General features: G+C 35.9%; 17 protein-coding genes and 1 pseudogene. 10 read left to right on the forward strand and 8 right to left on the reverse strand.

Features of this window, described 5'->3' with window-relative positions; all coding sequences use genetic code 11:
- From KO527_RS17895 to KO527_RS17910, 4 genes are all read right to left on the reverse strand, one after another.
- Window positions 1–375 carry a hypothetical protein gene (locus KO527_RS17895; protein ID WP_216041640.1) on the reverse strand — a complete coding sequence of 125 codons (375 nt, stop codon included), beginning with the start codon at window positions 373–375 and terminating at the stop codon, window positions 1–3.
- A gap of 25 nt (window positions 376–400) precedes the next feature.
- Window positions 401–1,468, reverse strand: coding sequence for a hypothetical protein (locus KO527_RS17900; protein WP_216041641.1), 1,068 nt, complete (start codon window positions 1,466–1,468; stop codon window positions 401–403).
- A complete protein-coding gene (locus tag KO527_RS17905) occupies window positions 1,468–2,331 on the reverse strand; it encodes a hypothetical protein (RefSeq protein WP_216041642.1) in 864 nt (287 codons plus the stop codon). Before KO527_RS17905 ends, KO527_RS17900 begins: the two co-directional genes overlap by 1 nt.
- A 139-nt stretch (window positions 2,332–2,470) precedes the next feature.
- Window positions 2,471–3,556, reverse strand: coding sequence for a serine hydrolase domain-containing protein (locus tag KO527_RS17910; RefSeq protein WP_216041643.1), 1,086 nt, complete (start codon window positions 3,554–3,556; stop codon window positions 2,471–2,473).
- A 221-nt stretch (window positions 3,557–3,777) separates the two neighbouring features.
- Here KO527_RS17910 and KO527_RS17915 point away from each other — a divergent pair, with 221 nt between their 5' ends.
- The 3 genes and pseudogenes from KO527_RS17915 (at window position 3,778) to KO527_RS17925 (ending at window position 6,348) form a co-directional block, all read left to right on the forward strand.
- Window positions 3,778–4,692, forward strand: coding sequence for an alpha/beta fold hydrolase (locus KO527_RS17915; protein WP_216041644.1), 915 nt, complete (start codon window positions 3,778–3,780; stop codon window positions 4,690–4,692).
- Window positions 4,693–4,873: 181 nt separating this feature from the next.
- Window positions 4,874–5,316, forward strand: a pseudogene (locus KO527_RS17920) (DUF1203 domain-containing protein).
- A 147-nt stretch (window positions 5,317–5,463) separates the two neighbouring features.
- Complete coding sequence (locus tag KO527_RS17925; protein WP_216041645.1) at window positions 5,464–6,348, forward strand: hypothetical protein; 885 nt, start codon at window positions 5,464–5,466, stop codon at window positions 6,346–6,348.
- A gap of 178 nt (window positions 6,349–6,526) precedes the next feature.
- On the opposite strand, the gene KO527_RS17930 is transcribed toward KO527_RS17925, so the two are convergent.
- Window positions 6,527–8,875: a Tex family protein gene (locus KO527_RS17930; RefSeq protein ID WP_216041646.1), complete on the reverse strand. Its 2,349-nt coding sequence runs from the start codon at window positions 8,873–8,875 to the stop codon at window positions 6,527–6,529.
- A 257-nt stretch (window positions 8,876–9,132) separates the two neighbouring features.
- Here KO527_RS17930 and greB point away from each other — a divergent pair, with 257 nt between their 5' ends.
- The 3 genes from greB to envZ all read left to right on the forward strand — a co-directional run bounded on the left by greB (window position 9,133) and on the right by envZ (window position 11,788).
- The gene (gene greB, locus KO527_RS17935; RefSeq protein WP_216041647.1) at window positions 9,133–9,612 is read left to right on the forward strand and encodes a transcription elongation factor GreB; all 480 of its coding nucleotides are present in this window, start codon (window positions 9,133–9,135) and stop codon (window positions 9,610–9,612) included.
- A 155-nt stretch (window positions 9,613–9,767) separates the two neighbouring features.
- Window positions 9,768–10,487, forward strand: coding sequence for a two-component system response regulator OmpR (ompR, locus tag KO527_RS17940; protein ID WP_042150020.1), 720 nt, complete (start codon window positions 9,768–9,770; stop codon window positions 10,485–10,487).
- The gene (envZ, locus tag KO527_RS17945; RefSeq protein WP_216041648.1) at window positions 10,487–11,788 is read left to right on the forward strand and encodes a two-component system sensor histidine kinase EnvZ; all 1,302 of its coding nucleotides are present in this window, start codon (window positions 10,487–10,489) and stop codon (window positions 11,786–11,788) included. The genes ompR and envZ overlap by 1 nt, the downstream gene beginning before the upstream one ends.
- Window positions 11,789–12,065: 277 nt before the next feature.
- On the opposite strand, the gene pckA is transcribed toward envZ, so the two are convergent.
- The 3 genes from pckA to hslR all read right to left on the reverse strand — a co-directional run bounded on the left by pckA (window position 12,066) and on the right by hslR (window position 15,333).
- Window positions 12,066–13,676: a phosphoenolpyruvate carboxykinase (ATP) gene (gene pckA, locus KO527_RS17950; protein ID WP_042150026.1), complete on the reverse strand. Its 1,611-nt coding sequence runs from the start codon at window positions 13,674–13,676 to the stop codon at window positions 12,066–12,068.
- 311 nt (window positions 13,677–13,987) lie between these two features.
- Window positions 13,988–14,830 (reverse strand): Hsp33 family molecular chaperone HslO, encoded by an 843-nt coding sequence (gene hslO / locus KO527_RS17955; protein ID WP_216041649.1) that lies wholly within the window; start codon window positions 14,828–14,830, stop codon window positions 13,988–13,990.
- Window positions 14,831–14,922: 92 nt separating this feature from the next.
- Window positions 14,923–15,333 (reverse strand): ribosome-associated heat shock protein Hsp15, encoded by a 411-nt coding sequence (hslR, locus tag KO527_RS17960; RefSeq protein ID WP_216041650.1) that lies wholly within the window; start codon window positions 15,331–15,333, stop codon window positions 14,923–14,925.
- A 228-nt stretch (window positions 15,334–15,561) separates the two neighbouring features.
- Between hslR and gspC the strand changes: the two genes are divergently transcribed.
- Genes gspC through gspF form a run of 4 tightly spaced genes read left to right on the forward strand, consistent with a single transcriptional unit; the run spans window position 15,562 to window position 21,304 of the window.
- Entirely contained in the window at window positions 15,562–16,494 is a 933-nt protein-coding gene (gene gspC, locus KO527_RS17965) for a type II secretion system protein GspC (protein WP_216041651.1), read from the forward strand.
- Window positions 16,495–16,522: 28 nt separating this feature from the next.
- Window positions 16,523–18,592 carry a type II secretion system secretin GspD gene (gene gspD / locus KO527_RS17970; RefSeq protein WP_216041671.1) on the forward strand — a complete coding sequence of 690 codons (2,070 nt, stop codon included), beginning with the start codon at window positions 16,523–16,525 and terminating at the stop codon, window positions 18,590–18,592.
- Window positions 18,585–20,090 carry a type II secretion system ATPase GspE gene (gene gspE, locus KO527_RS17975; RefSeq protein ID WP_216041652.1) on the forward strand — a complete coding sequence of 502 codons (1,506 nt, stop codon included), beginning with the start codon at window positions 18,585–18,587 and terminating at the stop codon, window positions 20,088–20,090. Before gspD ends, gspE begins: the two co-directional genes overlap by 8 nt.
- On the forward strand, window positions 20,090–21,304 hold the full coding sequence (gene gspF / locus KO527_RS17980) for a type II secretion system inner membrane protein GspF (RefSeq protein ID WP_216041653.1): 1,215 nt from the start codon (window positions 20,090–20,092) through the stop codon (window positions 21,302–21,304). Before gspE ends, gspF begins: the two co-directional genes overlap by 1 nt.
- Window positions 21,305–21,323 lie beyond the last annotated feature (19 nt).

Genomic DNA, 21,323 nt, shown 5'->3' on the forward strand with positions numbered 1-21,323 from the left:
TTATAATTCAAAATATGCGATTAAAAAAATACAAAATGCAACTACGATTACTGGCACAATTAAATAAAATATAAAGTTTGCAATGAATTTATTATTTTCTCTGAAGTTTAAGATTGCTACATAAGTTGCATGAAATAACGGAAAGGTAAATTTAGCCCTAAATAATATAAATGCAGCAATTAAAAACTCAAGTCTAATCATAAACCAGTATCGTCTGGGATCATCGTCTATGTGTGCTTCTTGGTAATTCGCACCGTATAAGCCTGTACTAAACGCTGTGCCTGTGAGTAAGCCTATCAAGGGTAGCATCGCTATAAACATTGCAGCAGCCAACATTGGCAGGCATATTTTTTTTCGCATTTGTATTAATTTCATATTTACCAATCATCCATGATTATTATTAAAAGCTATATATTTTAAGCTTTTTATCGTTATAAATGGCCAGTTCTCGCTTTGTTGGATTAAGACTATAACTAGTTGTTGGCTCATTTATATCAAATAGCTTTGTGAACTTATTTTCCTTGATTTCATATAACACGAGTTTTTTTTCTGCATTAGGAGATTCATCTAATAGGGCATATTTTCCATCAGCAGAAAAGTTAGCTTTACTGGTAAGTTTCACACCTTTATCATTAACTAATACAGCATGTGCTTTATTATCTTGCCAGCTGATGTTGTACATTTTTCCCTCTGAAAAAAGCCAAGTCTGATCATAGAATTTTTCAAGGTAAATAGAATCGTTATATTCTATTTTTTGTTTTAAAATTTTATTGTTTTTGTAATCCCAAAATCTCAATGTATTACCAACGGTATAGGTAATAATAGACTTTTCTTCATTCAGTATTTTATGTGAAGTAATATCGCCATTGACTTCAGTTTTATTTATCAGATTAGCATTGGCTAATGACCAGGCTTTTAACATTGAGGTATCAAAAAACCAAGACGCTACATCACGACGAAAAGTGAGGATTTCATCACCTATTTCGAATTCTAAGCTTGGACCAAATGCTTCTATATCTAACCACAATGTTGGTTTAGTGAGTTGAAGTAAATTAGATATTTCATAACTGCCAGATAATATATATTGTTCGGATGGGTTAACGTGCAAACCATAGGAGGTTGGAAACTTAACTTGCTCTAGCAGAGATATCTCTCCCTGATTTGATAGTGTGGTTAGTGTATTGCCTGCAAAAAAATAAATAGAATCTTGTCCAGATATTAGTCGATCACTGTTAACATATCCTTGAAATTGTAAATCTTTTATATCACCTTGTACGGAGATTAAACAAGCTTGTTTGTCGCCAACATTAAGTAATAAAAACTCACCGTTCGGTGTATAAATTACTGTTGGAGCGTAAGTTTCATGCTTAATTAACAGCTCATGTTTTAAGGCTAATTCAAATGCAGAAGTATTTGTACTGACAAATATTATGCTAATAGAAAGTAATAAACAGTAAAGTATTTTCATTATGAAGCCGCCACAAAACCATAGTAATAAGTCATAAAATCACCCAAAGTTAGGTGTTCTTTACGATTGAATATATGTAACGGTACTTTTCCATTTTCTCTACCCCAAGTTGCAGCATGTAAACTAATCTTTTTATCTAAATAAGAGTCTAAATCGGATGATTGAATGTGATTTATTGATTTACCATCGACTAAAATATTACTGGTTAATACTACCCAATGATTTGGTACAGCATTCAGCTTGATTGGTAGAGTCATCATTTTAGCACTGATTAAAAAGCACACCGACTTGTTGGCGCCATAGAGGCGCTGTGCTTTTTTTAAATTATCAAAACTAGCTCTGTGACTAATACTGGTATTGTTTTCAACAGAGTTAAATAGTGTTTTTCTAAACCAGTCAGCCATATCTCCAGGAAAAGTAATACCACCTATAGCATCATCTAAATCATCGAAATTAAAAAAGGAGTTTGATGAGTCGCATAAACTCGCTAACGAAATCCAGTCTACAGGGGCGATTTTTCTTGAGTTCATTTTGGTATTTAAACACGCTTGAGAGGGTTTTACATGTAACTTGCCTAAGTAAGCTTGCCCTAAAGTCCACAAATCAAGCATATATTTAGCGTAATAATTGGGATACTTTGAAGCAATGCAATAGAAAAATGCATTAGGTCCACATAGGTATACGTGCTCTTGATTAATCAAATGTGGCTGTTTGATTCTGTCTTTGACTGCTTCAATAAAATCAGAATGTGATAGTGAGTTGTTAAACTTACAGCTCGGTTTTTTTGCCAAAAACTGATTGAACTGTAAAGTATAGTGTTGTGGATTTTGAGAATTACTTTTTAATAACTGAACTTGACTCATTTTATTCCTTTAAAACGACATTCCTTAATTGGGAACAAAATAACATGAATTTATACGAGTCTCAATTTGTTTTAAGTTTTTATGTAAAAGGTCAAAATTAAACTTCAATGCCCTGGGAGGAATGGCATTGAAGCATACTTTATAGTTTATAAAAATCTCTGACGAGCTTTTGTATATTGCTCATATGCAGATCGGTGACTTCACCGCCATTAGATAGGTAAATTAGCTCTATTTCTTGTTCAGGGTAAAACCTTAAAAGTGTATTAAAACTATCCCATAAGCCACTGTGGTCAAAACCATCTCGAATGGCAAAGCCATAGCCATAATCACCTACATTAACGAGATTCGCGTGCGGCTCTATCATTAACGCTAGCGTTTGTTGGTTCACAATTTGATGGTTTTTAAGGGCAAGGGTAAATTTACTTAAATCGTTAGCTGAGCTAACTTGTGCCATAGAGCCATAGGTATACATTTTGAAACCATGATAGGTATCTTTATCAGCAAAATTAAGTGCATCACCCATCTTTAAAGGCGTTGTTTCATCGGTGATATAACTGTTATGCATACCTATTGGTGTAAAAATGTTTTGCTGCATATATTCTGAAAAAGATAAGCCACTTACTCGGGCTACAATTTCTGCCAATAATACATAGCCAGTATTACTGTAATCACCTTTACTGCCTGGGGGGAATTCTAGTTCAGGTGTCTTTGCAAAAAATTGAATTAAACCTTGGTTAGTTAGGCCGCTATTACGCTTGTCACTCCATATATCATTTAAAAAATCAGGAATACCAGAACGATGCGTTAATAAGTGTTCTACAGTGATTGCTTGCCAATTACTTGAAAGCTCAGGAATGTAATCAAGCAGTTTATCTTCCATAGAGATTAAGCCTTGCTCATATAACTGCATAATTGCTAAAGCAGTAAAAGGTTTACTGACAGATGCTAAACGAAAGCCGGTATCACTATTAATACCAGTATTGGTCTGTTTATTTGCGAGACCTCTGTTGCTTTGATACACAACCACATCGTCTTTTTTAATAATGATACTGAGGCCAGGTTCATTAGGTGCGGAATTAGCATTAAGATAAGTATCTATGGTGCTTGTTATTGTATCTTGTACGCCTGTGACGTTGGTACTTACTGACTTATCTGAACTACCACCACAAGCACTTAATATTAAAACGCATATAAGATTAATGAACACATATAAGCTCGTTTTCATTTAGATTACCGATTATAGGTTATTTATAAATCAGTATTACAATTATTAACTTAGCTTGCAATTTTGGTGGGATAAGAGGTAATGCTTATGGTGTATAAATAATGGTCGCAGACTTTATGTTTTTTAACTTTCGCGTTAAATAGGTACATATTTTTTATTATTTCACGCCAATTTCACATTTACTTATTTAAAGTTGTGTTATCCAAAGAAAGGAAACTAACATGACAATCAAAAACTTATTTTCAGCTAAAGTATTAAAGGTAATTACGGGTGCGTTGTTCTTTTTAGGCGCTATTTATTATATGTTTTTTACTTTAGAAACAGAAAACCTCACTACTGAGCAAGTAGTTGATAGTTACAATTACACTGCTGTTGAAGATATGAATTTTCAGCTCAACGAGGTAAGCGAAAGATTATTTGAATTTAGCTATACCACTTTTGATGGTTCAAAAGTTAAAGGGCAAATTAATTACCCGTCAGAAGTGAAAGACAAATACCCAGTATTAATCGGCTTACATGCTAAAGGGCGCAGTTATCCGCGCTGGTGGACTGACTCGATAAAAGGGCGTCCTACTGTTACTCAAGTTAATAAGATAACGCAACAAGCATTGAATAAAGGGTATGTTGTGATTGCAATGGATGCGAGAAATCACGGTTCGCGTAAAGTAGCAGATAAATCTCTTCGCTCAATCATGTTAAATGTGAGTTTTTTAGGCAATAAAAAAGATTATGTTGAGATGATTAACCATACAGTGCTTGATCACCGTGTATTAATCGACTGGATTGCACAGCAAAAACAATTAGACATAAATAACACTCATGTTGCGGGTTATAGTATGGGCGCACAATTGAGCCTTTTATTAGCAGGTGTAGACAAACGCATCAGCAATGTTTTAGCAATTGTGCCACCACATATTGAAGATACTACAGCCTCAGTTGCACCTAAAAATGTTGTTTCTTTATTAAATAACCAAAAAGTGTGGCTAGTGACTGCTGATAATGATGAGTATGCCACTGAAGATGAAAATCAGTCTTTATTCAGTGCTATAACAGCCAGCGACAAAAAGCATATTGTTTTAAAAGGCAGTCATATATTACCTCAAGCATATGTAGATTCATTAGTAGACTGGTTTTAGGTGATATTAGGTGATATTAGGTGAGATAGAGCGATAGTTGGAAAATATCACTGCCGAAAGTGGCGAGTATTATTAATTAGCAAGCGTAAGCTGATACTGAGATTATAAAAGAATTGAGGTATCAGTTATGCAAACACAATTTATTATTAAGTCACTTATTCACCATAGCTTTGCTGATTTTATGCAGTTAAATCAAGAGGAATTAACTAAGCATAATGCAAAATGGATAACGGTTGATAGCAATCCTGGATATCCATGCCGCGTCTCTTTGGCTGAAGCAGAAATAGGGGAGAGAGTATTAGCGCTACCATTTACTCATCACGATGTAGATTCGCCATATCGCGCATCAGGTCCGATATTTGTACGTGAATATGCCAAAACTGCAGATATAAAACTAAATCAAATACCTGATATTTTAAAACAAAGATTATTATCACTGAGAGCGTATAACAGTAAAATATCATGTGTGATGCTGCTATTTTTAAAGGTGAAGAAAACTTAATTAAAGGCATTCAAAGCTTTTTTGAAAATCCAGAAATAACATATATACATATTCATAATGCCAATCCGGGATGTTTCAACGGTAGTGTAGAGCGGGTTTCGATAAAACATATTTTGGCATGAAATTCGAAAATCAATTATGGAGCTTACTACTTCTAATAAGGCTTGATATTAGAATGATTAAATGTCTAAAAGCTAATTTCATGTTAATTTAAATTTTAATTAAGTATCATTAATACTCAGACCCTCATACGCTTAAAAGGTTAGAAGTTGAATAAAAGAATAATGTTTCAAGTTACTGATGAAAAAGGATCTGTTATTACAAAAATAACAACTGAAGAATTATCTTTAACTGATCTAAAAGCTTTAAAATTTTGTTATGAGCCAATTTTCTTCCTTCAACCTATAACATATTCATTTGAATCTTTTGAAAGAAATATTAGTGACTTAAATGAATACATTAATCTTATATCGAATCCGGAATATAAATTATTTGATAAGACATTAAATCCAACAGCATTATTTACAACAATGTCAGGAGTTCAGCAAAAGTGCTCAAATATTCTAGCTTCAGCAAATGCATTCTTACTTTTTGTAGAAAAAAAGTTAAAGTCTAAATATGGTAAAGATTCAGAAAAATCAGTTGTATGGAATAAGTTTAGAAGAGATTTACATAAAGAAAATTTAGACTATCGTTTAATGTATGAACTTAGAAATTACTCTATTCATTACGGCTTACCTGTAACTTCACTTAAATATAATTTAGATGGATTAGCTAGTTCGAATCCATCTACAAAATTGATAGTTAACCTGTCTAAAGAAAAGCTACTTAATAGTAACTTTAATTGGAAGAATGTGCGTTCAGATATAAAGAGCTTACCTGAAAATAATAATTTAATTTCCATGGTATTTAATTATTCTGAAATAGTTAAAAAGATTTACAGTCATTTATTATTAGTATTAAAAGATGAATTAAAAGTAACAGAAGATAATTTTTCATCGTTTATTCAATATTATCAAATTCCTCCTAACTGTACCCCACATATTATTTCGGGTTTTAATATTCAAGGTGAATTAACTAATGTCGAAACAGAAGTCATTCCAATCAATGAATTAAATTGGATTTTAAGGAAAAATGTAACGAAAAAAGAATGAGTACAGTTTAAATATTATTGGGAAAATCTAATCAAAGTCGTGAAAGTTTAATTAAACCAATAATTTGATAATATCAGTTAGATGTACTTTGTTCTAAAAATAGAAACTATAGTTAGTTTTATATTAGGAGAATTAGTGGACTTAAAACCAAGTTATGGTTTTAAGTCCTTATTTCAATTTACTTCTTTAATTTAGCAAACGCATCCGCAAAGGCATTACCCATAGCGGCATTGCTAGACTCTTTTCTAGGCTTAGCTGTTTTAGGTTTAGCTTGATGCTGTGGCTTTCTTTGAGCATCGTTTGTTTGAGATTTATTTGCCTGTGGTTTATGGTTTTGCTTAGATTTAGGTGCTTGGTTAATATCGTCATCTAAACGCATGGTGAAGCTTATACGTTTACGTGCTACATCTACTTCTACCACTTTTACTTTTACAATATCACCGGCTTTTACGATTTCACGCGGATCTGAAATAAACTTATTAGTGATAGATGAAATATGCACTAAACCGTCTTGGTGTACGCCTACATCTACAAATGCACCAAAGTTAGCAACGTTTGATACTACGCCTTCTAAAATCATGCCTGGTTTTAAATCAGCTACTGTTTCAACACCTTCTTTAAATGTGGCTGTTTTAAATTGTGGGCGTGGATCACGGCCTGGTTTATCTAATTCTTCAATGATGTCTGTTACTGTAGGTAAACCAAACTTTTCATCTGTGAAGTCATCGGCATTAAGTGCTTTTAGGCTTTCGCTGTTACCAATTAATTGTGATACTTCGGTGTTGGTCTTCATTAAAATGCGTTTTACCACAGGGTAAGCTTCAGGGTGAACTGATGAGCTATCAAGTGGGTCGGTACCATTGCTTATACGTAAAAAACCAGCACATTGTTCAAAGGCTTTTGGCCCTAAGCGTGCTACTTTTTTAAGTTGGCTACGGTTAGTGAATACGCCGTTTTCGTCACGGTATTTAACGATATTTTGTGAAAGTGTTTTATTTAAACCAGAAACGCGGGCTAATAATGGCGCTGAAGCCATGTTGATATCTACGCCAACGCCATTTACACAATCTTCTACTACACCATCTAGGCTAGTTGATAATAAGCTTTGTGACACATCGTGTTGGTATTGGCCAACACCAATTGCTTTCGGTTCAATTTTTACAAGCTCAGCTAGTGGGTCTTGTAAGCGACGTGCAATAGACACTGCGCCACGAATTGACACGTCTAAATCAGGAAATTCATTTGCAGCTAACTCAGATGCTGAATAAACCGATGCGCCCGCTTCGCTGACCACAATTTTATTCATTTTTAAATCGCTTTCAGCTTTAATTAATTCAGCTGCTAGTTTGTCGGTTTCGCGCGATGCCGTACCGTTACCTATGGCGATTAACTCTACTTTATGTTGACGACAAAGTTGGCTTAAAGTACGTAATGATTTATCCCAATGATTTTGTGGTGCATGTGGGAATATTGTACAGTGGCCTAGCATTTTACCTGTTGCATCAACAAACGCTGCTTTAACACCAGTACGTAAACCTGGATCTAAACCTAAAGTAACACGTGGGCCAGCAGGTGCTGCCATTAATAAGTCTTTTAGGTTTTTCGCAAATACGTCTATCGCGCCATTTTCTGCTTTATCGCGCATGGCACCTAAAAATTCGTTTTCTAAGTGAAGAGATAGTTTTGCTTTCCAACATGTTTGCACAACGCTTAATAACCATTCACTTGCTGGGTTGTTTTTTAAATCGATATCAAAGTGTTTTGCAATGATGTTAATGCAAATGCCTTCAGGTCGTTCTGAACTTGGATCTGGAATTATTTTTACTTGAACTACGCCAGCACTACGGGCACGCAACATAGCAAGTGCACGATGAGATGGCACTTTTTTAAGGTTTTCTGTGTGTTCAAAGTAATCTTGATATTTAGCGCCTTCGTTTTCTTTACCTTTTATTAATTTGCTTTCAATAACACCGTATTGGTTTATTTGGCGGCGTAACTTAGCAAGTAACTTAGCGTCTTCTGCAAAACGCTCTATTAAAATAAACTTAGCGCCATCTAGGGCATCTTTAGTTTCAGAAATTTTATGCTCTGGATTTAAATATTTTTGCGCTTCGTTTTCAGGCGTTAATGACGGCTGCGAAAATAAGCTATCTGCTAACGGCTCTAAACCAGCTTCGATTGCGATTTGGCCTTTAGTACGGCGTTTAGCTTTAAATGGTAGGTATAAATCTTCTAACTCAGTTTTGCTGTTAGTTGCTTTGATATCTTGTTCTAACTGCGCAGTTAATTTGTCTTGCTCTTTAATGGTTTTTAATATGAATTCGCGTCTTTCTTCTAGGGTTCTTAAGTAACCAAGGCGCTGCTCTAATAAACGCAGTTGGGTATCGTCTAATCCGCCTGTTGCTTCTTTCCTGTAGCGTGCTATGAAAGGTACTGTTGCACCTTCATCTAATAATTGTGTGGCTGCAACAATTTGGTTTTCTTTAGCATTGAGTTCTTGTGCCAATAGAGATGCGATTTTACTCATTTTGAACCTATAAACTTATATTAGATGAAAAGGTCTGGAAAAAAGTTGGTTTTTTAAATTTAGCCAGAACAATTATGGATGCTAAATTTAAACCTAGAGTGATAGACCATAGAATGAATAAGATTGTCTCTGTAAGTGTTGCAAAAGTCCAATTTTAAAGCCTATTTGCATAAATAATTAATGTTTGTGTATTTGAAAGCTAATTGTAATTGCTTATGATGCCAAAGCATTCCATTTTTAATTGAAGATTTAAACTTTTGAAAACAAATTTAGTTACCCCAGAAGGCTATAGAAAGCTTCAAGAAGAAGAAACTTACTTGTGGACAGTTAAACGCCCAGAAATAACTAAAATAGTTTCTTGGGCTGCGAGTTTAGGTGATCGATCTGAAAACGCAGATTACACCTTTAATAAACGTGTATTACGCCAAATTGATAGGCGTGTAAGATATTTAAGAAAACGATTGCCAGACTTAAAGGTAATAGAATATTCGCCTGTGCAAGAAGGTAAAGTATTTTTTGGTGCAACAGTTGAAATTGAAAATGAGGCTGGTGAAGTGAAATCATTTAAAATAGTTGGGCCAGATGAAATATATGGCGATGAAAAAGAACCTTTAATTTCTATAGATTCTCCGATGGCAAGAGCACTATTAAAAAAGCAAGTAGATGATGACTTTATAGTGAAAACACCTGAAGGCGATAAAGAGTGGTTTGTAAATTCAATTGAATATGAAAAGTAGTTTATTTAAATGGTGAGATTTATGCTTAGTATGGCGTTAAATTAGGCTTTATGAAACTTTCCGTAACAAACTAAATCATAAAAGGATTTTTATTATGACCATTTTCTTTTATATTTAGTGCAGATAAATAATAAAAATTAGCTCGGAGTGGGATAATGGGACAGGAAACAACCAAAGTTTTAGTTGTAGATGATGATATGCGCTTACGCTCATTATTAGAGCGTTATTTAGTAGAACAAGGTTTTATTGTCCGCTCAGCTGGTAATGCAGAACAAATGGATCGCTTAATTGAGCGAGAAAATTTTCATTTGTTAGTTTTAGATTTAATGCTGCCAGGTGAAGATGGTTTATCTATTTGTCGTCGTTTACGTCAAAAAGAAAATGATATTCCAATCATTATGCTAACTGCAAAAGGCGACGAAGTAGACCGTATTATTGGTTTAGAGCTTGGCGCTGATGACTATATTCCTAAGCCTTTTAATCCGAGAGAATTATTAGCACGAATTAAAGCAATTTTACGTCGTCGTTCAGCGGATGTACCTGGTGCACCTGCTGCAGAAGAAAATAAAATTGAATTTGGTGACTTTAAACTGAATTTAGCAACACGCGAAATGAACCATGGTGATGAGATTATCTCGCTAACCAGTGGTGAGTTTGCGGTATTAAAAGCTTTGGTTACTCACCCAAGAGAACCACTTAGCCGTGATAAGTTAATGAACTTGGCTCGTGGTCGTGATTACAGTGCATTAGAGCGTAGTATTGATGTTCAGGTTTCTCGCTTACGTCGTATGATTGAAGAAGATCCTGCTAATCCTAGATATTTACAAACAGTTTGGGGACTTGGTTACGTATTTGTTCCTGACAGTGATGAATAATGCGGTTATTTCCGCGTAGTGCATTTGGGCAAACAGTCTTTTTTGTTGGTGCACTACTTTTAATCAATCAAATCGTTTCATATATATCAGTTACTTTGTATGTCGTAAAACCTACGATAGAACAAGTAACTTTAATGCTTTCTAAACAAGTTAAAACTGTTTTCATTGGTGTGAACGATGGTATTACTTTACCTCCTGAAGTTGCTGAAAAGTTTTATTTAGCAACAGGAACGGAAGTGATGAGCGAAGCCCAAGCATTCAAAAATGGCCTAGAAATGGCTTCTGAATATCCCATGCTGTCTAACATGATGTCAGAGCAATTAGGCGGACCCGCACGCGTTAGAATCAATCAAGCAAGTCAATTAGTCTATTGGGTAGAATCTCCTCAAGCGCCAGGTTATTGGGTGCGAGTGCCATTAATGGGCTTTCAAGAAACTCAGCTAGAATTCCTCACATTCTATTTAGCTTGTATTGGTGTATTAAGTGTTTTAGGTGGCTGGTTATTTGCGAGTCAGTTAAATAGGCCGTTAAAGTCATTGCAAGATGCAGCTGTAAAAGTAGGTGTAGGCGATTATTCGACTCAGCTTAAAGAGCGCGGTTCAATTGAAGTGATCGAAGTAACTCGTGCATTTAATCAGATGTCTAAAGGCATTAAAGAGCTTGAAGAAGACAGACGATTATTAATGGCTGGTGTATCGCATGATTTAAGAACACCTTTAACACGTATTCGTTTAGCAACTGAAATGATGTCTGATGATGAAGATTATTTACGTGAAGGTATTATTTACGATATTGAAGATATGAACGCGATTATCGATCAATTCATAGAGTATTTAAGACATCATAAAGTGGCTGAGTTGGTTAATGAAGACTTAAATGCTTTGGTGGCTGAAGTGGTCGCTTCAGAGCAAAAACAGCAAAGGGTGATCAATGCCGAACTTAATGAGAGCATACCAAATATTCCATTAAGCCATGTTGCTATTAAACGTGTAATAACCAATATGATTGAAAATGCACTGCGTTATTCTGATGATGATATTCAAGTGGTCACGGGTTTAGATAGATCTAAAAAATACGCTTATGTGGCTATTCAAGATAAAGGCCCTGGTATTCCAGAAAATGAACTTGAGCGTGTATTCCAACCATTCACTCAAGGTGACTTAGCACGCGGCAGTGAAGGTAGTGGCTTAGGTTTAGCGATTATTAAACGTATTGTAGATATGCATAACGGCACAGTAACATTAAGAAATATGCCTGAAGGCGGCTTAGAAGCAAAAGTTAGCTTCCTCGTTAAACAGTAAAATAACAAATCAAACTAAAAAGGGGTCGGAGTCAATTAACTGAAAATGGGTTAATTGACTCCGACCCCTTTTTTATTAGTTAGTAACCAGGTTAGTCATAATGCGCTGAATTTAAATGGCTTTATTCTGTTTAGTTTGTAAATCCAACAGATATTAACCATAAAGGGGCCTCAGTTATTTAACTTAAAATGAGTTAATGTACTCCGACCCCTTTTTTGAGGGCATTAAAAAAGGTTAGCCGTGGCTAACCTTTTTATTTGCTATGTAGCAATATTGATTATAACTGAGGACCAGCTGATACTAATGCTTTACCATTTTCTGTGTCAGTGAATTTCTCGAAGTTATTTACAAAGCGTTTTGCTAAATCTACTGCTTTGTCATTCCATACGCTTGCATCTTCGTAAGTCTTACGAGGATCAAGAATGTCACCTTCAACACCTTCTACTGAAGTAGGTACTTCTAGGTTGAACATTGGGATAACTGTAGTTTCAGCGTTATCAATTGAACCATCTAAGATAGAATCAATGATTGCACGTGTTGCTTTGATAGAGATACGTTTACCAGTACCGTTCCAACCTGTGTTTACTAGGTAAGCTTCAGCGCCTGCAGCTTCCATACGCTTGTGTAATACTTCAGCGTACTGAGTTGGGTGTAAGCTTAGGAAAGCAGCACCAAAACAGCTAGAGAAAGTTGGTGTAGGCTCTGTTATACCACGTTCAGTACCAGCTAGTTTAGCTGTGAAACCTGACAGGAAGTAGTATTCAGTTTGTTCTGGCGTTAACTTAGCTACTGGAGGTAAAACACCAAATGCGTCAGCAGTTAAGAAAATTACTTTCTTAGCGTGACCTGCACGAGATACTGGTTTTACGATGTTGTCGATATGGTGAATTGGGTAAGAAACACGTGTGTTCTCAGTTTTTGAGTTATCGTCAAAATCAATTTTACCATTCGCATCAACAGTTACGTTTTCTAATAATGCATCACGACGGATTGCATTGTAGATGTCTGGTTCGTTTTCTTTGCTTAGGTTGATTGTTTTCGCGTAACAACCGCCTTCAAAGTTAAATACGCCGTTATCATCCCAACCGTGCTCATCATCACCGATAAGTTCACGTTTTGGATCTGTAGAAAGCGTTGTTTTACCCGTACCAGATAAACCGAAGAAGATAGCTGTATCGCCGTCTTTACCAACATTAGCACTACAGTGCATAGATGCGATGCCTTGAAGCGGAAGGTAGTAGTTCATCATTGAGAACATACCTTTTTTCATTTCGCCGCCGTACCAAGTACCACCGATTAGTTGCACTTTTTCAGTTAGGTTGAAAGCAACAAAGTTCTCAGAGTTAAGACCTTGCTCTTCCCATTTATCATTTACTGTTTTTGCACCGTTCATAACTACGAAGTCTGGTTCGTAATTTTCAAGCTCAGCATCAGTAGGGCGAATAAACATATTCTTAACGAAATGTGCTTGCCATGCTACTTGAGTGATAAAACGTACTTTTAAGCGTGTTGCTTCATCAGCGCCACAAAAAGTATCAACAACAAATAAACGCTCGCCGCTTAGTTGAGTTGTAACTAAACCTTTTAAATGATCCCATGTTTCAGGAGTCATAGGTTTGTTATCATTTTTACCTTGATCAGACCACCATACTGTGTCGCGAGTTACTTCGTCACGAACAATATATTTATCTTTAGGAGAACGACCTGTAAAGATACCTGTGTCTACATTTACTGCGCCAAGTTCAGTTTCAACACCTTTGTCAAAACCTTCTAGGCCGGCTTTAGTTTCTTCTGCAAAAAGTAACTCATAAGATGGATTGTAAACAATTTCTGCCACATCATTGATACCATATTGTGACAAATCAATTGAGTTTTCTAAAGCGGTCATGCAAAAACACTCCTAACGTTTGAACGGGGTTTAGTTATAAAGAACGATTGTGAGATACGGCGCTAATTCTAGGTGATCGGTGGCTAAAACAAAAGCAATAAAAGGCGTTAAAACGTAGTTTTCAGGACTTTTTTTTATGACACCGGTATCATCTTTGAAATGTAACTTGAAGATTTTTAATGACAACGGTGTCAGATTTATTTGTTGAGCTATAAGTACTAAAAAACCGAGCAATGCTCGGTTTTTTATTATTATGAGAATGACTGTTTTAAACAGTCAATTCATCATTTCTCGTATTTAAAAGTTTACAACTAATGAAAAAGCGCCCTTACTTGGGACTCATCAAAAACGTAATTTTTAAGACAGTAGTGACAACTAATTTGAATGTCACCACTATTTTCTATTTCTTCTAATAAAGACTCAAGTCCAACATTAACTAATGCACCTGCAGTCTTATCTCGAGTACAAGTACATTTGTAATTAACTGCTTGTGGTTCAAATACCCTTGGGTTGTCTTCATGATAAAGGCGGGTAAGCACAGTCGTTGCATCTAGAGTTAATAGCTCTTCATCTTTAATGGTGTTTGTTAAAGCTTCAAGGTGAATAAAATCTTGCTCTGCTTTTTCTTTGTCGACAGGCAATACTTGTAAAAATAACCCCGAAACTTTAGCTGCACCTTCAGTTACATCAGTTGCAAACCATAAGCGTGTTGTTAATTGCTCTGATTGTGTGAAGTATTGCTCTAAACATTCAGACAATGTATCTGCATCAAGAGGTACGATACCTTGGTATCTTTCACCTTTTTTAGGCGTGATTGTGATAACCATATGACCTTTACCAATCAAATCTTTGATTGTTGTGCCTTTGATTTCATTTTGTAGGCGAGCAATACCGCGCATGTTTTGTTCATTATCACCATTTATTACAGCATATTTAACCGGACCATCACCTTGTAATTGAACAGCGATATCGCCTTCAAACTTTAACGTTGCAGTTAATAAACATGTTGCGGCTAATAATTCACCTAATAAATGTTTAACTGGATCTGGATAATTATGGCCTTCAATTATTTCATTAAACGTAGTGTTTAATTGAACTAATTCACCTCGAGCATCGAGGTTTTCAAAAATATATCTGTGTAATAAATCTTGCATCTTGAACTTGCCTATCTTTAATTTATATAGAGCAGAATTTTATTTCTGCAGTATTGCTATAATCTGGGTTTATTAAGCTGATTTTGACGTGCTTAACTTTGTTTAAACTGAATGATCTTTCTTCTTTGTTTCTTATCAGGCTTGCGCTCTGGATGTGGGGAAAAGAAACTATTGTTTTTTCGAGCTATGGTGTTTATTTCGCGTTGCTTAATGCTTTCATCAGACTCTTGATATAAAAGCTGCGCCTCTGGTGCACCACGCCTATGTTCTGATATTTTCAAAATAGTGATAATTTTTTCATCATGGTTTTGAGTTAAGGTGATTACAGCATTTAACTCTACTGTTTTACTGGCTTTACATCTTTGGCCATTATATTGAACTTTTCCGCCTTGAACCATGTCTCTCGCTATAGCGCGTGTTTTATAAAATCGCGCAGCCCAAAGCCATTTATCTAAACGGACTTTAAGAATTTCATTTGGCTGTGCTTTTTGATTTTTTGCCATTATAAATTAAATATCGCTGAGAAATTGCGCGAAATATAGCACAAAAAGGGAATTTTAAAAAGAGACTACATTTGTTTACTAAATAACAAAGCTTAGTAATTATAAGTGTTGGAAAGGGTTTTGTACCTTATTTTTCTGTTTCGATACAATATTCAGTATTAAGGCGCTTGTTGTATCAAAACAAGCGAGTTAAGATGTCATCGCTATTAATTATAAAAAATAAAGGCTATGCAGCAAAAATTACAACAATTTCAGCATTTAATTGCCAAGCTTCCCGAAAGGAAAATAAGTTTTACACTACTATTAATTATAGTGGTATATGTCGCTTATTTATCTGCGCAAGCTTTTTGGTTGATTTGGCCTAAACCTCAAGAATCAAATTCATTTATTAATAGCGCAAGTTCAAATTCAGCTAGCCGCAGCACATTAAATAGTTCAGATATCACAGCTATCAATCTTTTTGGTAAGGCGAATGCTCAGCCCGTAAAAAAAGAAGTAGAAGAACCTAAAGTAATAAATGATGCACCAGAAACCACATTGAATATCAATTTGACGGGTGTTGTGGCTGTTAATCAAGATGATAAAGCGGGTTTAGCTATTATAGAAAGCCAAGGTGCACAAGAGACATATCAAGTAGATGATGTTGTAAAAGGTACGCGAGCGACAGTAAAGCAAGTTTTTGCAGATCGTGTTATTTTACAAGTGCGTAGCCGATATGAAACCTTGATGTTAGATGGTTTTAACTTTTCTAAAACTGTAACAAGTACAAAAAGAAAGCAACAGAGTTCATCTCCTAGAAAAATCAAACAGAATTCACGTACTATCAAAGCCACTCAAAATACAGATGTAAAACGCGAAATTCGTGAAAAACGTGCAGAATTAGTAAAAGATCCAGGCAAGTTATTTGATTATATCCGTGTATCGCCATCGAGAGTAAATGGTGAATTAGTGGGATATAAATTAAGACCAGGTAAAGATCCCGCTTTATTTAGAAAAATGGGGTTAAAACACAACGATTTAGCAACATCAATTAATGGTTATATGCTTACTGATATGAAGCAAGCTATGGCTGCTATTAATGAATTGCGTACCGCACAATCAGCTACGATTTCAATTGACCGCAAGGGCGAGCAATTGGACGTATTGTTTAGTTTAGAATAATAGATTCGGAGTTTATAAGATGAATCACATGCAAGGCCGCCTAAAAAAAAGTACAAGAATTAAAAAAGGGTTGGCAAAATACGCCGCATTGATGCTTGCTATTGGAACTTCGCTATCGGTTGCTGCTGTAGAGTATTCGGCTAATTTTAAGGGCACCGATATTAATGAGTTTATTAATATCGTAGGTAAAAATTTAAATAAAACCATTATTATCGATCCGGCTGTACGCGGTAAAATTAATGTACGCAGCTATGAGTTAATGGATGAAAAACTTTATTATCAATTTTTCTTAAATGTATTAGAAGTACAAGGTATTGCTGTTGTAGAAATGGATAATGGCATACTAAAAATTGAAAAAAGTTCTAGCGCTAAAAAATCTAGCGTTCCAGTAATGGATGACAATGATGAAACCTCATATGGCGATATGATGGTGACACGTGTTATTCGCGTTAAAAATGTAAGCGTACAAGAACTAGGCCCACTTATTCGTCAGTTTAGTGATCAAAAAGATGGTGGTCACGTTACTAACTATAAAGATGCCAATGTAATGATGCTGACAGGCCATGCTGCATCGGTAAATCGTTTAGTAAAAATTATTCGCTTAGTTGACCAAGCGGGTGATAAGCAAGTTGATATTATTCGCTTAAAACATGCAACACCTGCTGATGTTGTGTCAGTAATTGAAAAAATCTACAAGCCTACTTCTGGTAAATCTAATATTCCTGCTTTTTTAATTCCAAAAGTCGTTGCTGATGAACGTACTAACAGCATCATTGTGAGTGGTGAAACGCAAGCAAGAGAGCGAGCATTAGAGCTAATAAAAAGATTAGATGGCGAACTAGAAAGCCAAGGTAATACTAAGGTTGTTTACTTAAATTACGCTAAATCAGAAGAGTTAGTTAAAGTTTTACAAGGTGTGAGCAAGTCTATTGCAGACGAGCAGCAGAAATCGAGTTCAAAAGCTAAAAGTCGTAATAATAAAAATCAAACGAGCATCGAAGCCCACGCAGAAACTAATGCGTTAGTGATTACAGCACAACCAGATGTAATGCGCTCACTCGAAAAAGTGATTGCTAAATTAGATGTGCGCCGTCCACAAGTATTGGTTGAAGCCATTATCCTAGAAGTATTTGAAGGTGACGGTATTAACTTGGGTTTTCAGTGGATCAGCGAACAAGGTGGCATGGTGCAGTTTAATAACGGCACAGTACCTGTAGGTTCGTTGGCAGTCGCAGCTGAACAAGCGCGAGATACAACAGTTACGAAAACAGTTGTAGGAGAAAATAGTGAATTTACCGAATATGATGAAACAATCGAAGGTGACTTAACCGCAGCAGCAAGTTTACTTGCCGGTGTAAATGGTATGGCTATGGGTATCATTAAAGGTGACTGGGGCGCGATTATTCAAGCCGCTGCAACCGATACTAATACCAATGTTTTATCAACACCTTCAATTACTACCATGGATAACCAAGAAGCTTCTATGATCGTAGGTCAAGAAATTCCAATTTTGACCGGTTCTGCAGCGGGTAGTAATAACTCAAATCCATTTAGTACTGTAGATCGTCAAGAAGTGGGTATTAAACTAAAAGTAACGCCGCAAATTAATGATGGCTCAGCAATTTTATTAACGATTGAGCAAGAAGTCTCTAGCATTAGTGGTTCTACTTCGGTTGATATTATTACTAATAAACGTGAATTTACTACAACAGTGCTAGCGGATGATGGCAAAATGGTTATTCTTGGCGGCCTGATTGATGAAGATGTTCAAGAAAGTGTTTCTAAAGTACCTCTTTTAGGTGACATCCCGATCCTTGGTCACTTATTTAAATCAAGTAGTACAACTAAACGCAAACGTAATTTAATGGTATTTATTCGTGCCAATATTATTCGTGATGACGTCACTATGAATAAACTTAGTCATGAAAAGTATAACTATCTACGTTCAGAGCAAGAAAAAATGGACGACAAAGGCATATCATTAATGCCTGGTTCTCAAACACCTGTGCTACCTGAATGGAACGATGAATTAGTATTACCGCCTACGTATCAAGAATTCTTACACGGTAAAAACAAAGAAGAGAAAAAAGATGACTGAGTTAGTAGCCGAAGTTTCAGTGGCTCCTAAACGTTTGCCTTTTTCTTATGCGCGTCGTTTTGGTGTGTTTTTGAGTCATGAACAGCAAGAAAATGAACTTACCCTTTTTTATAAAGGCGAGTTAAATCTTGAAGTATTGCTTGAAGCAAGACGTATTGCAGGGCAAAGTTTTACAGCTGTGCAGCTAAATGACGATGAATTTGAATTGCAAATTGAAGCAGTTTATCAAAGAGACAGCTCTGAAACGCAACAGATAATGGAAGATATTGGCAACGAAGTTGATTTATTTTCTTTAGCAGAAGAGCTGCCAACAACTGAAGATTTGTTAGCGAGCGATGATGATGCGCCAATTATAAAGCTGATTAATGCCATGTTAGGTGAAGCGATTAAAGATGGTGCGTCAGATATACATATAGAAACTTTTGAGCAAGATTTAGTTATTCGCTTTAGAGTTGATGGTGTATTAAAAGAAGTCTTAACACCTAACCGTAAGTTATCTTCTTTATTAGTGTCTCGTATAAAAGTAATGGCTAAATTAGATATTGCTGAAAAACGTATCCCACAAGATGGTCGTATTAGCTTAAAAATAGCCGGACGTGCTGTTGATGTGCGTGTATCAACTATGCCAGCCAGTTATGGCGAGCGTGTTGTTTTACGTTTATTAGATAAAAATAATGCACGCCTTGATTTACAAGACTTAGGCATGAGCGATGAAAATCGTGTTGTTTTTACCGATTTAGTGCGTAAACCACACGGTATCATCTTAGTTACAGGCCCTACGGGTTCAGGTAAAAGTACTACGCTTTATGCCGGACTAGCTGAGATAGATTCAAAAGAAAGTAATATCTTAACTGTTGAAGATCCAATAGAGTACGAAATTGCAGGCATAGGTCAAACACAAGTAAATGCAAAAGTAGATATGACATTTGCGCGTGGCTTACGTGCTATTTTACGTCAAGATCCCGATGTGGTGATGGTAGGTGAAATCCGTGATTTAGAAACTGCACAAATCTCTGTTCAAGCCTCATTAACGGGTCATATGGTTTTATCAACACTACATACAAATACTGCTGCAGGCGCAATTACACGTATGGAAGATATGGGCGTAGAGCCTTTCTTATTATCTTCATCATTGTTAGGTGTTTTATCACAGCGCTTAGTGCGTACTTTATGCCCTGATTGTAAGCAACCTCATGTAGCTGATGAAAAAGAATGTCGTTTATTAGGCGTTGAGTTTAATCAAGGTATTAAAATTCACCGTGCGTTAGGCTGTACTGAATGTAATCATAATGGCTATAGAGGCCGTACTGGTATTCATGAGTTACTAGTTGTTGATGATGCTATCAGAGAGCTTATTCATAATGGTAAAAGTGAACAAGCAGTTGAAAAGTATATTCGCCAAACAACCCCAAGTATTCGCCAAGATGGTTGTAGAAAAGTATTGTTAGGTGAAACAACTTTAGAAGAAGTACTGCGTGTCACTAGAGAGGAAAGCTAGTGCCAGCATTTGAGTACAAGGCTTTAGATGCCAAAGGTAAAACTAAAAAAGGTTTACTTGAAGCTGATACAGCCAAGCAAGTCAGAAATAATTTAAGAGAAAAAGGCCTAACACCTTTAGAAGTAAATGTTGCTGCTGAGCAAGAAAAAAAGCAGGGCAGTAGTTTTTTTAAAACGAAAGTATCAACCGCTGATCTCTCATTAATTACACGTCAATTAGCAACCCTAATTCAGTCGGCATTGCCTGTTGAAGAAGCAATCCTAGCGGTAGCTGAGCAATGTGAAAAGCCGAAATTAAAAGGCATGTTGATGTCGGTGCGTTCTAAAGTGGTAGAAGGTTACACTTTAGCGGATGGTTTGGCTGAATTTCCTCATGTATTTGATTATTTATATCGCGCTATGGTTGCCGCAGGTGAAAAGTCAGGGCATTTAGATAAAGTACTGAATCGATTAGCAGACTACACTGAACAACGTCAGTATATGCGTAGCCAAATTACCCAAGCTATGGTTTATCCTATGGTGCTTGTGGTTTTTGCTATTGGTATTATTTCTATTTTATTAGGTAGTGTAGTACCAAAAATATTAAAAACCTTTGAGAAATCTAAACAAGCTTTACCTTGGACAACAGAGTGGGTATTAGCAGCAAGTAACTATGTGCAAAATTATTGGTTGATCACTTTAGTAGTCTTTTTTAGTTTAGTTTTTGGCATTAAAAAGGCACTTACTAAACCAAAAATACGTTTTTGGTATGATAGTAAGCTTTTAACATTACCAGGATTAGGTAAAGTAAGCCGTAGTTTAAATACGGCAAGATTTGCGCGTACTTTAAGTATTTTATCTTCAAGCTCAGTTCCTTTATTAGAGGGGATGAAAATCTCTGGTGAAGTGTTAGCTAATGAACAGATAAAAAAAGCAGTGGGTGATGCCTCAATTAAAGTGAGTGAAGGTGCAACGCTGAGAGCCTCATTGCAGCAAACAAAATTTTTCCCGCCTATGATGCTTCACATGATAGCAAGTGGTGAAAAATCAGGTGAGCTTGAACAAATGTTAGAACGTTCAGCTGACAACCAAGATAGAGAATTTGAGAGTTTAGTGAGTGTATCGTTAAAGCTTCTTGAACCCGCCATGATTGCAGGAATGGCAGTAATTGTATTGTTTATTGTAATGGCGATATTACAGCCGATAATGGCAATGAACAAAGCGATTGGTATGTAGTCTTAATTATAAGTCTTTT

The organism is Pseudoalteromonas sp. C2R02, from assembly GCF_018860845.1.
Classification (GTDB): domain Bacteria; phylum Pseudomonadota; class Gammaproteobacteria; order Enterobacterales; family Alteromonadaceae; genus Pseudoalteromonas.

Bases quoted from the DNA above. Each gene is read 5' to 3' on its own strand.
- KO527_RS17895 (WP_216041640.1), bottom strand. From the start codon at position 375: ATGAAATTAATACAAATGCGAAAAAAAATATGCCTGCCAATGTTGGCT.
- KO527_RS17900 (WP_216041641.1), bottom strand. From the start codon at position 1,468: ATGAAAATACTTTACTGTTTATTACTTTCTATTAGCATAATATTTGTC.
- KO527_RS17905 (WP_216041642.1), bottom strand. From the start codon at position 2,331: ATGAGTCAAGTTCAGTTATTAAAAAGTAATTCTCAAAATCCACAACAC.
- KO527_RS17910 (WP_216041643.1), bottom strand. From the start codon at position 3,556: ATGAAAACGAGCTTATATGTGTTCATTAATCTTATATGCGTTTTAATA.
- KO527_RS17915 (WP_216041644.1), top strand. From the start codon at position 3,778: ATGACAATCAAAAACTTATTTTCAGCTAAAGTATTAAAGGTAATTACG.
- KO527_RS17930 (WP_216041646.1), bottom strand. From the start codon at position 8,875: ATGAGTAAAATCGCATCTCTATTGGCACAAGAACTCAATGCTAAAGAA.
- ompR (WP_042150020.1), top strand. From the start codon at position 9,768: ATGGGACAGGAAACAACCAAAGTTTTAGTTGTAGATGATGATATGCGC.
- envZ (WP_216041648.1), top strand. From the start codon at position 10,487: ATGCGGTTATTTCCGCGTAGTGCATTTGGGCAAACAGTCTTTTTTGTT.
- pckA (WP_042150026.1), bottom strand. From the start codon at position 13,676: ATGACCGCTTTAGAAAACTCAATTGATTTGTCACAATATGGTATCAAT.
- hslO (WP_216041649.1), bottom strand. From the start codon at position 14,830: ATGCAAGATTTATTACACAGATATATTTTTGAAAACCTCGATGCTCGA.
- hslR (WP_216041650.1), bottom strand. From the start codon at position 15,333: ATGGCAAAAAATCAAAAAGCACAGCCAAATGAAATTCTTAAAGTCCGT.
- gspC (WP_216041651.1), top strand. From the start codon at position 15,562: ATGCAGCAAAAATTACAACAATTTCAGCATTTAATTGCCAAGCTTCCC.
- gspD (WP_216041671.1), top strand. From the start codon at position 16,523: ATGCAAGGCCGCCTAAAAAAAAGTACAAGAATTAAAAAAGGGTTGGCA.
- gspE (WP_216041652.1), top strand. From the start codon at position 18,585: ATGACTGAGTTAGTAGCCGAAGTTTCAGTGGCTCCTAAACGTTTGCCT.